The sequence below is a fragment of the Legionella dresdenensis genome, assembly GCF_042649825.1.
Taxonomy (GTDB): Bacteria; Pseudomonadota; Gammaproteobacteria; order Legionellales; family Legionellaceae; genus Legionella_C; species Legionella_C dresdenensis.
In genome coordinates this window covers 50,736-62,530 of record NZ_JBHSAB010000011.1, presented here as the reverse complement: position 1 = coordinate 62,530, position 11,795 = coordinate 50,736, and the positions used below count along the sequence as shown (strand labels likewise).

The window sequence follows — 11,795 nt, the reverse complement described above, 5'->3', positions numbered from 1 at the left end:
AGGACCGGGAAGCGTGGCAACAGCTGTTTGAGCGCACAGCGCATGCCGAGGCTTTATTAAAACTACTGCAAGTAAAATGCATCTCATTGCTGTTAGAAAGTAAAAATCTGACTGAGATCGGTAATTTTTGGCCAATTCTGATTGAAGAATTGACTGAAAAACTGGGATCTGAAAATCAGGTGGTCAAGTGGCTTCATACTTTGCCGGCATCCTTGCAACAGCGTTTTATCCAACATCTGTTTGAAACACATGGTTATCCTGTAACCGTACTTTCGCAGCCGCTGCTGGTCAGCGAAGCCTTTAGTCTTGGGCTACAGGAGGGATATCTTGGTCATCTTAAAAGTGAACAACCGATTACAATCCGGGATAAAGATTTACGCGGGATTGATTTAAGCACGCTGGATCTGACCAATATCGAGTTGATTAACTGTGATTTAAGGCTTACCGGGATATTTAAAAATAAAACGATCACCAAGGCTCATATTGAAGAAAACCGGCTGGATAAGAAATTTTTTATCCAGTTATTGATCCATGGAAACATCGACGCTATCAAACTTGCTCTTTCAAGCACGAAGGCGCTTAGTCTTTTCCATGAAAAATATCGGGGTTTGGATTTTCTACTCAGCCATAACCATTACTCCCGTATGTTCCTCAGGATTGATATACCAACCTGGCAGAAGCTACTTTACCACATCTATCAATCGTTGATCGAAAGCCCTTCTTTTACTGCTCAACATCTCGCGCAATATGGCGTATTAAGCCATATACTAAAAAATAGATATGTCGATTTAATGCGTACGTTTATAGGCAGTCCGAAGTGCACAACCGAGGCATTTAAGCGAGTAGTAGAACCCTCCTTCTATTTTTCTCCTGAAGAACAAAGGTACGAAACTACTATCCTGCATGAGATTATAAGAGGTTTGTTCCAAAACCCGGCTGATAAACCAGTGCTTTTAACAATGGCCGATATGGTGTTGCAAAGTTCCTGCATGAAACCAGAAATTTTATTGGTTAAACCGATGGGAAATTATGATGTTCTTTCGTATGCTATGTCTACAGGGCAAACTGAGATTGTTTTGAAAATTCTGAATAATCCCTGTTGTAGTGATGCAATAGTCAGAAAGGCAATAACGGAAACATCGAAGCGCAGTATTAAAGGCTACGCGACCATTTTAAATAATTACATCAATCCCCCAGCCAGCTATCAGGCAATTTATCAAAAAACAGAAGGCAGTGAATTCAATAAAGCCTGTGCCTTATTGAGTGATTATACCAAGGGCGGCTCAGCGGCCTTACGTTTTTTCTGCGGTCATTGGAATCGGCATTATATCAAAGAGGTTGACCAGATTTTGCGGCAAGTTAAAAGGGGGCAGCTTTCTACTCTTGATGAGCTGATTACAGTACTGCGTACAATAGATCCGCCGAATAAAGCAGGTTCCTTAACTGCCCGGACATTATTTATTGTCAGAGAACATAAAAAAGCTTTACAGGCTCCAGTTGTTGCACCGGAGCCGTTAACAAATACCCAACCGCATTTGTAATCAAATCAGCGTAGGGCTGTAAAACTCATAACCGTTCGGCCTGAGGAAAATGCGGAGCATTTGTCTCGAAGGCGTGGCACTGTACCCCAGGCTTCGAGACAGCGCTAAAGCGCTTCCTCAGCTCGAACGATGTTATGAAATGTAGGAATTTAATTCCTTAACTTGACGGCTATGGGCTGTAAAACCCAACACTTATTTCTCAAGCTGATTGTTTTTAATAAACGATATTATATACTCCACTTACGCCGATTTCAGCCTGAGAATCCATGTATCAATTGATTAAACCTTTACTTTTTAAACTGGAGCCTGAGACAGCGCATGCTGTGGCTATGACGGCTTTAAACTGGTTACCTGATTTTGTATTCAGGAAAGTCGATACCAGTCAACCTGTTTTTGTAATGGGATTGCAATTTCCGCATAGGGTTAGCCTGGCTGCCGGGATTGATGTCAATGGCGATTATCTTGATGGTCTGGCTAAACTTGGCTTTGCATCGATTGAGCTTGGAACGGTAACGCCTAAACCTCAGTCGGGAAATCCGTTGCCGCGTATCTTTCGCATCCCGCAGCAACAGGCATTAATCAACCGCATGGGGTTTAATAATGCGGGTGTTGATGTGCTGGTTAAAAATATTCAAAATTCCCGATACCGGGGAATTCTTGGGATTAACATTGGTAAAGGTAAAGACACGGCGCTGGATAACGCCGCTGAAGATTACTGTTATTGCCTGAATAAGGTATATGAATACGCTTCCTACATAACAATTAATATCTCATCGCCCAATACGCCGGATTTGCGGTTACTGCAGCAAAGCGATTATTTGGGTACGCTGCTGGCACAGATTACAGCAGAGCGAACAAAGCTGGCGGAACGATTTAATCGTCATGTACCATTAGTCGTGAAATTCTCGCCTGATGAATCGAATGAAGCGCTCAAACAGATGGCGGAGACTGTTTTACAGGCGGGTATAGAAGGGATTATCGCAACCAATACTACCCGGGCAAGGACTGATATTGAGCAATATCCGCAGGCGCAGCAGCAGGGCGGGATGAGTGGTAAGCCTCTGTTTAAACGCGCTACTGAATGTCTGCAGGCGATTAAATCAGTCGTAGGCGACCAAGTCGCACTGATTGGGCTTGGCGGTGTATCTTCAGCTGATGCTTGCAGAGAAAAAATTCAGGCAGGGGCATCCCTGGTTCAGGTTTACACAGGTTTGATTTATCAGGGTCCTGGTCTGGTTTATAAATTGACCAGTTCCGGATAAACAGAGTGTTGGGCTGTAAAGCCCATGGCCGTCAAGCTAAGCCAGGTACACAGGAAATTAGAATAGTAAATGTACAAAATTCCTTAACTGCCTGCTATGGGTTTTAAAGCACATATTCGTTCGGCCTGAGGAAAATGCGGAGCATTTGTCTCGAAGGCGTGGCACTGTACCACAGGCTTCGAGACAGCGCTAAAGCGCTTCCTCAGCCCGAACGATATTGTGAAATGTAGAAATTTAATTCCTTAGCTTGACGGCTATGGGCTGTAAAGCCCAACACTCCCTTTCTAACGATAACGCAGCCTGGTAAACTTTGGTCAATGCTGCGATTGCAGGCGCGGGCGAACCTCAAGCTCATTAATGATGTTATCAATCTCCACTTTCGATGCAGGAAATTTAGGATTAAACCAACTATCCCGCCGGTGAGTACTTACAATGGAGTAACAGGTTTTGCCATTTTCAGCATAGAGATTATAGCCATGGCTCAGCGGACTGGTTTTCCACTCATTAATAGCATCCAGTAGTTTATCCTCAGACGCTGTTGAAAGCTTATCGGCAAGAATTAAAAGCGCCATGGCTTTTTCTTGGCGATCCGACTTTGAGCCATAGTTTGTCTTTAATACCCGTTCGCTTGCACTAATGAGCCGTTCAACATATCCCCTGTTAGGTGCTTGTAATTCATGCGCTGATATCTGCAGCGTTGCTTTAAGCATGTTAACAGGTGTATCGTTCAGAGGGGTTAAATTATCTGGCTCGTCGTTGTCCAGAAAACTTGCTTGCCTTCCAGAAACAAAAGTCGAGGCCGGAACGTAGCGCTTCTTCTTACTGGCTGTTGTCAGTGCAGCTGTTAGCTGGCTCGATATCTCGGGATCATTAATAAAATCAGTGCTTCTCAGCTCACGAATCACATTTTTTATCGGTAACAGTTGCTTTGTTGTGATCTCTGTTAAAGCATATTTTACAGGTGCTGGCTGGCCTGATGCAATAACTAGCTGAAGCACTTTAAAAGCGCAGTGAGGTGTTAGCGGTGCCTTTTTAACAATTAACAAAAGCACCATCTCCTGTGCATTTCTTGTCGCTGCTGCAGCATATTCAAGGGCACTTCGAGAATTTCCTATAGCTACTGGCGAAGCTCCTTTAGCAAGCAGGTACTGCACCATATCAAGACGCTCGTTCTCGCAAGCAGTTTCTAAAAATGTTTGTTGATCAACAGTACTATTCCAAAATCTTTCGTCAATTGTAATCGGTTTAACGGATTTATCAGAATTAGCATCCTGTAACCTGTTCCAATCAAGTATTGTCTCAATCGCAGTGAAATTATTCGCCTCAATAGCTTCACGGATAGCAAGACGAAAAGAAAACTTAATCTTATTCAGTAACAGGGGAAGCGCTTCATGTGCATGGCAATGAATAGCGCGCTCAATGGGGGTGCGCCCACCCTCTCTGTATGTATATGCATCTGCGGGTAACCCGTTTTTAGGGTCGAGCAAATAGGCAATAATTGTTGTGCAATTATATGTAGCAGCCCAATAGAGCACATCTTGCGGTAAGGGATGGTTTTTTTCATTCAATAGTTTAATTAATTGTATGACTTTATTTTCTTGCGCTGCACCGCCGCCCCATTTATTTATTTTTTCCATATGGTTTTTAAAAGCAAAAGCTTTTTGTGGTATCTGGACACCCTGTTGAACCAGATACAAAACGATGTCCGCCTCGCCATGTTCGTCTGCTTTCTTTAGCAGGTCTACCCCTTTCGACTTGTCAGTGCTGGTAAATTGAAGGTTAAAAAATTTCTGGTAATATTTTAAATCGTCAAGCTGGCCACAAGAGGCTGCTAATGCCGGCAGAGCATTTTTTGCATTATAGGTTGCTTCTATAATTGATTTCTCAGGACGTGGTTGATTTAAAAATATCGCCCATTCAGCCAAATTTTGACGTGTTTGCGCCCGCTGTGAAAGTTTTTGATAAATATCTTTCTTCCTTTCTGGACTGACAAAATAAGCGCATGTTCTGCTAAGTACAGGATTGCCAAGATCGAATAAGGGGTGAAAAAAAGGGCTATCATCTCCATCAATAATGGCATGAGACATATGGCGTATATTCTGAACGACAGAGCGATATCGCTTGTTATCTTGCTCTCGAAAGGATCGTTCGTAATCGTCGCCTTCCTTTACGGTATAGCCATACAATTTGAGCTCTTCTTTCCAATTTATCATGTTTGTCATGGTAGCCCCCAAAAAAACTAATTGCATTATTTTAACACATTTCATGTTCTAAAACCAGACTCTCTGAGCGATAATTTAGTGAGTTGTAAGCCAACTTTACGAACTAAGGAAAATAACCCAAGACTATCTTTTGATAAGATCTTGAGTGGACTGTCTCTGTAGAGCTTGCAAAGACAAGCTTTTATGCATTAAATATTGGCTTTGACTGATTTAATTTGGTACAATAAGAGATAAATTTTATCTTTGTTGATTGCTCCTGGAGAAAAAAATGACCAATTCTGTATCAGGTGATGGTTCAGACAATACAAATAACGCACAAGGTATTGCTGCTGATCAAGGGTATAAAAATCTTATTGATATGCTATCCAGCCTGGAAAAAAGGGAGCAGCAATTTATTACTGCTAATTATTTGAGCCAAATTAAAGGAAGATTAGAGCGATTGCTGGCCTTTGTAAAACCAGAAAATAAACCGGCAGCAGAGCAAGCATTAGCTAAGTTCAAGGAAAAATATAATATTGTAGATCAAGCGCCTGAGGAGAAAAAAACCGAAGCAGAAGAGCCGGTAGCCAACAACCCGGAGCAACAACCTGCCGCTCAAGCTGAGGAAAAGAAAACACCACAGCCCATTATGCCAAATGCTCTGCCCAATGTTGAGCCAGAGCCTGATGAATCTTATAAAAATTTTCTTGCTATGATTGAGGTTTGTAAAAATCAGGATAAGGACTACATTCAACTGATTTATTCTCCCATACTCCAAAAAGTTCTGAATCAGGCACTTTCGAATGTAAGCGTACCTAATAGACCTACTGCGTTCAGAGCTTTGATTGACTTTAAACAAAGCATTCCCAGGCCATCCAGGAATGATGATATGGCTGCAGTCGCTGCTGACGAGCACAACGAACCTTCTTCAAATCAACAAGCTGAACCCTCAACTGAACAAACCCGGGCAGATAAGCAGCGCGTTTCTGAAACAGAGAATTTCTATACGGCAATATATAATATTTACACGACTTGTGAAATATTAAAAAATGAACCAACTGATTCTCTAAATGCAATAAGTCATGCTCGGGATGAATACATAAGCAGCCGCATTGGTTTCGATGAATTTTCAGCAAAGGTAAGTTCAGTTATTGGTAATTTAAAGCAGGATTTTATAACCGCTCATCAGCAAGGCAGCGATCGCCGCTTAACAGAATGGATTAAAAACATATTAGAAAATCCGGAATCGGGAAATATTATAAAGGATGCTTATGATGAGCACGCTGCAAAAACAATTGATTTTGCTGAATTTTTAGCAAAAATCAGACCAGCTATTGAGCAATATGAACAGGATCAATGGAACACATTAGATACCCAAATAGATAACCTTAAAGCTCATTTCAATATTATCAAAAATCCTGCTACCAATCGCTATGGTCAGGCAGCGCAAGACAGACGTTCAGATGAAATTATGGCTATTGTTGCTGACCTGAACACGGTCAAGGCAAATATCACCGACCAGGCGGTTATTAATCCTCTGGAAGATATTAATAATGAATATATTTCAGGCAATATCGATAGGGATCGTTATGCTGAGAGAGTCAGAGAGCTTGCGGTCAACCTGTCAGAGGCCGGGGTTGATGGTGCAGTTTCTCTTATTGAGCAAATCGATATCTTTAATAATCTTCAGGCCGCACAACAACAGGTGAGGGTGGAGGAAAATCCATTCGATGATGGCGCCGGAGTAGGCGGTTTTTTAGAAGATGACCTCGCAAGAGCAATTGAGTTAAGCCTTGAGGAAGGAACGCCGCCACGATCACAATTACCATCATTTTCTACTACGCCTGCTTACACTGAGCAACCAGTAATCCCTGTTGATGAGCCAAGAGCAGGACTGTATTCGTCCAAAAATCTGGGTAATATGATCCAGGAATTAATGAATAGAATAGCTAACAAAGAATCAGGCCGTAAGACTTCAGGGCTGAACTCCCCTAAGTGGAAGGCCTTCAATAGTATTAAAAATGCGGTAAACGCGCACCAGGGTGATTTCGATCCTGCTACCTTGCAGGGCTATTTATCCAATATTGAAGAATTGTGCACTGAAAAAAGGCATTTCTGGCATTTCTGGGCAGTACCTCATAGTGTTAATGACTTCACGGAACTGAAACAGCGGTATCACTATGATCAGCTGCCCCCGGCTGCGCCTTCGATTTAATTATAACTTTGTTATCCCCGCTTACCTAATGGAGTGTTGGGTTGTAAAGCCCATCACTCCATTCCTCAAGCGGAAAATGCACCAGGCCTCGATACAAGTATATAGCGCTTTTTCCCAATTCAGGTTACAATTTGCTGCTTTTACCGCCATAATTTATTAGGTCATGACAAGTCATACTCCAACCAAAACCCGCTTGCTATACTGGCGGCTCTTAAGCTATGTCAAGCCATTCTGGTCTGTTTTACTGCTTGGGATATTTGCCAACATTCTCTACTCCATGATTGACGCCGGTTTTACTTACATGATGCGTCCTTTTCTGGATAAGGGATTTATCGATATTGATATGGAGTTTGTCAAACGTATACCGGTAATTGTGTTAATCGGGATTACTATCCGCGGCCTGGTGAGTTCGATGGCCAGCTATTGCATGACCTGGGTTGCGCGGGCAGTGGTTAAAGTGCTGCGCCAGCGCGTGTTTGCCCATATTGTCAAATTGCCTTCGGATTATTACGATCAGGCGACTTCCGGTCAGTTGTTATCCAAAATTATCTATGATGTTGAACAGGTTGCTCAGGTCAGTGCTGACGCGTTGACTGATTTTGTGCAAAACCTGTGTCTGGTCATTGGCTTATTGTCAGTCATGATGATTATTTGCTGGCAGCTTTCGTTGATGTTTTTACTGACCATTCCCTTTGTCGGAATAATCGTTAACTATACCAACAAACGCGTGCGCCGGATTAGTCATAAGGTTCAGCACTCCATGGGGCAGGTGACCGAGATTGCCGCGGAAGCCATTGAAGGCTATCGGGTGGTGAGAATTTTCGGCGGTGAGCAGTATGAGATTGATAAATTTGATCAGGCTACTGAAACCTCACGCCTGAATGACATGAAGGTTGCGATCAGTAAAGCAATTAATGTGTCGGGCGTGCAATTTGTGATTGCCATCGGGATTGCGGTAATTATTTTTTCAGCGATTAAACTGTCTACTGTCATTACGATTACCGCAGGCTCTTTTCTCGCAATTATTGCAGCAATGCTGCAGCTGATTAAACCTATCAAGACCTTAACCACCCTGAACGCAGTTATCCAGCGCGGGCTTGCCGGTGCAGAAAGCGTGTTTAATCTGCTGGATATGCCGATAGAAGATAAACAGGGTAAAGCGCTTACCGGCAGAGTAAAAGGCCAGATTGCTTTTGAGAAAGTGAACTACGCTTACCGCCAGGGACAGCCAGTATTGCATGATGTCAGTTTTACGATTAATGCCGGTGAAACCGTGGCGCTGGTTGGTCACTCAGGCAGTGGAAAAACCACTATTGCAAGCCTGATTCCTCGGTTTTATGAAGTGCTAAGCGGACATATACGGCTTGATGGCAAACCGATTAACGCGATTGCACTTGACAGCCTTAGAGAGCAGATTGCTCTGGTTGGCCAGCAAGTGACATTATTTAACGATACCTTGGCCAATAATATTGCTTACGGACGTTTTGACATAAGCCGTGATCAAATTATCAGAGCTGCAGAGCAGGCTTTTGCCGATGAATTTATTGCCCGCCTGCCTAATGGTTATGACACCAAAGTAGGGGAAAACGGCATCTTGTTATCAGGCGGGCAGCGGCAGCGGTTGGCTATCGCCCGCGCTATTCTGAAAGACGCGCCGGTCCTGATTCTTGATGAAGCGACTTCCGCTTTGGATAGTGAATCTGAACGTTATATTCAGGCGGCGCTTGATCAGATTATGCAAAACAGGACAACCCTGGTTATTGCTCACCGTTTATCGACTATCAAAAAAGCCGATAAAATTATTGTGCTTAATCATGGACGAGTGGTAGAGCAGGGATCGCATCAGGCACTATTAAACCTTGATGGTTATTATGCGCAACTTTATAATGCGCAGAAGCTTGGTGTTGATGAAAGACAACCGCAAGAAGAAGTGATGGCGTGATGCAACGGGCAATACAAAAGCTGTGGTACAGCCAGAGCAATTGGCGCTGGCTGCTATGGCCTTTTGCTCGGGTTTATCAAAGCATTGTCGGTATACGCCGTGTTATCCTGGAGAAATATTACCAACAGCATTTTCCTGTTCCGGTAATTATTGTAGGTAATATTACTGTAGGCGGTGTGGGAAAAACGCCTCTGGTAATTGCTTTAGTACAAGCCTTGCAGCGCAAGGGAATCAGGGTAGGGGTAGTCAGCCGGGGTTATGGTTCCCGCGTTGCGCATTATCCTTATCTGGTAAAAAAAGAGGATGATGCCCGTAAAACCGGTGATGAACCGTTATTAATAGTCCAGAAAACCGGTTGTGATCTGGTAATTGCCCCAAAACGTGCTGTTGCGGTGCAATATTTATTGGATAACTGCCAAAGCCAGATTATTATTAGTGATGATGGCCTGCAACATTATGCGATGGGGCGGGCGATTGAAATTGCGGTTATCGATGGTCAAAGAGGTTTGGGTAATCAGCTATGTCTGCCGGCAGGGCCATTACGGGAACATAAAGCGCGGTTACGGCAGGTTGACTTTGTTGTAGTAAATAGCGGTAATTGGCCTGATGCTTATGCAATGCAATTAAAACCTGGCCCGATTACTCAATTAAAAACCGGCTATACTGTTAATACTGACAGCCTTGGCGGCTCAATCGCCGCTGTTGCTGCCATAGGTCATCCCCAGCGTTTTTATGCAACATTAAACACACTGGGAGTAAATTTTAAACCTTACTCGTTTGCTGATCATCATGCGTTTTGCCCAGATGATCTTGCTGTTGCCGAACAAACGGTAATTATGACGGAAAAGGATGCTGTTAAATGCCATAGTTTTGCCAAATCTTCCTGGTATTGTTTACCGGTTGAAGCGGAACTCGAACCTGCTTTCTGGCAGGCGCTATGGTCGCATGAACAATTAAAAGGTTTAGTTTGACATGAAGCAAATCTGGCTATCTCTCGTTTTGTTTTCTTCCCTGTTGGCTGGCGTTGGCCATGCAGAAACTGTTGATCCACAGGATAATGCTGAAATACCGCCATTGCAGAATATGCCCTCGTTACAGGCAGAGCAGGCAAACTGGGTATTTTCCGGTATGGTCAGCAATGAAAACAACGAAAAATATCATTATTATTTTCAGATTAACCATAATGGCAATCAGTATCATGGCATTGCTGCTTTATTTGATAGTCAGAACAAAGCGGTATTACTCTATGAAGAAAGCAATACCCTGATTGAAAATCCTGAGCAGACTCACTGGCAGGTTGGCAATCTGTTTTTACGCTTTAACCCGATTAATAATAGCTGGGTATTCGGAGTAAAAAACAAAGGGCAAAAAGGGTTTAACTTCAAAGTCGATATGCTGGGTTTAGCCGGAAACCCGCCTAAACAGCTGGATTTACGAAATGGCGTTGAATTACTGATAAGTCAGACTGGCCGGCTTAATGGTCATTTTCAGGCTGGCGATGGCGGCAAAGAGCAATTTGTAACCGCCAAAAAAGCCTGGTTCAAACAAATCTGGGTCAGCAAACCGCAACAGGCGAAGCATCCTTTAACGGCCGTTTTGTGTGAGTTTAATGACGGCAGCGCTTTTTATTCCGTGAATCTGGAAGAAGCCGACGCCTTGAGAGGCGCAATAGCCGGCTGGCGCGATACCAATGGCACACCGGTTTCGATGTCGCAGTTTGTTAATATCAAAGCGGAGCAGGACGGTATATGGCAAATCAAAATCCACTCGCCCAAAGTCACTTTATCATTACAGGACGCACTGGACAAAATCAACGACAACCACCAACTAATAGCCGGAACAATCAGCGGCGCCATGCCAGGCTTCTGCGCAATAAGCCAAAGCGAAATTTATCCCCCAATCTCCCAGGCAGAAGAAAAATCAACAGCACTAGCCTGATAACAAGAGTGGAGTGTTGGCTTGGAAATAAAAAAAACGTAGGTTGGGCTGTAAAGCCCAACACTCCTTAAAATATATTTGCAAACCCTCCAATAAACCGCTATAACCACCCTCAAAGGAAATAACCCAGTCCAACTTTATGTATTACAGAAGAGCCCTTATTCCGGGTGCAACCTATTTTTTTACTCTGACTTTAGAAAACAGAAACAGCGATCAATTAACCCGTCATCATGAGGCTTTAAAATTCGCATTCAAACATGTTCAAAGAAATCACCCCTTTCAAATCGATGCAATTGTAGTTTTGCCAGAGCATTGCCATTTGATAATGACCTTACCTGTAGATGATGCAGATTATTCAAGGCGGCTAAGCCTTATTAAAGGAACATTTTCAAGGCAGCTTAAAACTCATGAACCAATATCACTTTCCCGGCAAAAGAAACGTGAAAGAGGGATCTGGCAACGCAGGTTTTGGGAGCATATGATACGGAACCTCATTGATTACGAAAATCATGTTAATTATATTCATTACAATCCAGTGAAGCATGGTTATGTCAGTAAACCTTCAGACTGGCAATACTCGAGTATTCACAGGTTCATTAATAAGGGTATATTAACCCCAAATTGGGGGAGTGGTGTGGAAGTGGAGATGGGGAAGTATGGAGAGTAGAAAAGGAGTGTTGGGCTTTACAGCCCAAC

The 11,795-nt window shown here is 43.2% G+C and carries 8 protein-coding genes; 7 read left to right on the top strand and 1 reads right to left on the bottom strand.

The annotated features are described in order from the left end of the window. Positions 1–1,541, top strand: a 1,541-nt coding sequence (locus ACFORL_RS06610) for a DUF5617 domain-containing protein (protein ID WP_382342311.1), incomplete at its 5' end; no start/stop codon positions are given. 266 nt (positions 1,542–1,807) lie between these two features. Then, positions 1,808–2,803: a quinone-dependent dihydroorotate dehydrogenase gene (locus ACFORL_RS06605; protein ID WP_382342310.1), complete on the top strand. Its 996-nt coding sequence runs from the start codon at positions 1,808–1,810 to the stop codon at positions 2,801–2,803. 314 nt (positions 2,804–3,117) lie between these two features. Here the strand turns inward: ACFORL_RS06605 and ACFORL_RS06600 are convergent, their stop codons facing one another. Beyond that, positions 3,118–5,025, bottom strand: a complete 1,908-nt coding sequence (locus ACFORL_RS06600) for a hypothetical protein (protein WP_382342308.1) — start codon at positions 5,023–5,025, stop codon at positions 3,118–3,120. Positions 5,026–5,293: 268 nt separating this feature from the next. On the opposite strand from ACFORL_RS06600, the gene ACFORL_RS06595 reads away from it, so the two are divergent. From ACFORL_RS06595 to ACFORL_RS06575, 5 genes are all read left to right on the top strand, one after another. Continuing rightward, positions 5,294–7,219, top strand: coding sequence for a hypothetical protein (locus ACFORL_RS06595; RefSeq protein WP_382342306.1), 1,926 nt, complete (start codon positions 5,294–5,296; stop codon positions 7,217–7,219). Positions 7,220–7,382: 163 nt separating this feature from the next. Beyond that, positions 7,383–9,161, top strand: coding sequence for a lipid A export permease/ATP-binding protein MsbA (gene msbA / locus ACFORL_RS06590; RefSeq protein WP_382342304.1), 1,779 nt, complete (start codon positions 7,383–7,385; stop codon positions 9,159–9,161). Continuing rightward, positions 9,161–10,132 (top strand): tetraacyldisaccharide 4'-kinase, encoded by a 972-nt coding sequence (gene lpxK / locus ACFORL_RS06585; RefSeq protein WP_382342315.1) that lies wholly within the window; start codon positions 9,161–9,163, stop codon positions 10,130–10,132. The genes msbA and lpxK overlap by 1 nt, the downstream gene beginning before the upstream one ends. A gap of 1 nt (position 10,133) precedes the next feature. After that, positions 10,134–11,099, top strand: a complete 966-nt coding sequence (locus tag ACFORL_RS06580; protein WP_382342302.1) for a hypothetical protein — start codon at positions 10,134–10,136, stop codon at positions 11,097–11,099. A 139-nt stretch (positions 11,100–11,238) separates the two neighbouring features. Beyond that, entirely contained in the window at positions 11,239–11,766 is a 528-nt protein-coding gene (locus ACFORL_RS06575) for an REP-associated tyrosine transposase (protein ID WP_382342300.1), read from the top strand. Positions 11,767–11,795 lie beyond the last annotated feature (29 nt).

Excerpts from the sequence above, each read along its gene's own strand:
- ACFORL_RS06605 (WP_382342310.1), top strand. The coding sequence starts at position 1,808 with ATGTATCAATTGATTAAACCTTTACTTTTTAAACTGGAGCCTGAGACA.
- ACFORL_RS06600 (WP_382342308.1), bottom strand. The coding sequence starts at position 5,025 with ATGACAAACATGATAAATTGGAAAGAAGAGCTCAAATTGTATGGCTAT.
- ACFORL_RS06595 (WP_382342306.1), top strand. The coding sequence starts at position 5,294 with ATGACCAATTCTGTATCAGGTGATGGTTCAGACAATACAAATAACGCA.
- msbA (WP_382342304.1), top strand. The coding sequence starts at position 7,383 with ATGACAAGTCATACTCCAACCAAAACCCGCTTGCTATACTGGCGGCTC.
- lpxK (WP_382342315.1), top strand. The coding sequence starts at position 9,161 with ATGCAACGGGCAATACAAAAGCTGTGGTACAGCCAGAGCAATTGGCGC.
- ACFORL_RS06580 (WP_382342302.1), top strand. The coding sequence starts at position 10,134 with ATGAAGCAAATCTGGCTATCTCTCGTTTTGTTTTCTTCCCTGTTGGCT.
- ACFORL_RS06575 (WP_382342300.1), top strand. The coding sequence starts at position 11,239 with ATGTATTACAGAAGAGCCCTTATTCCGGGTGCAACCTATTTTTTTACT.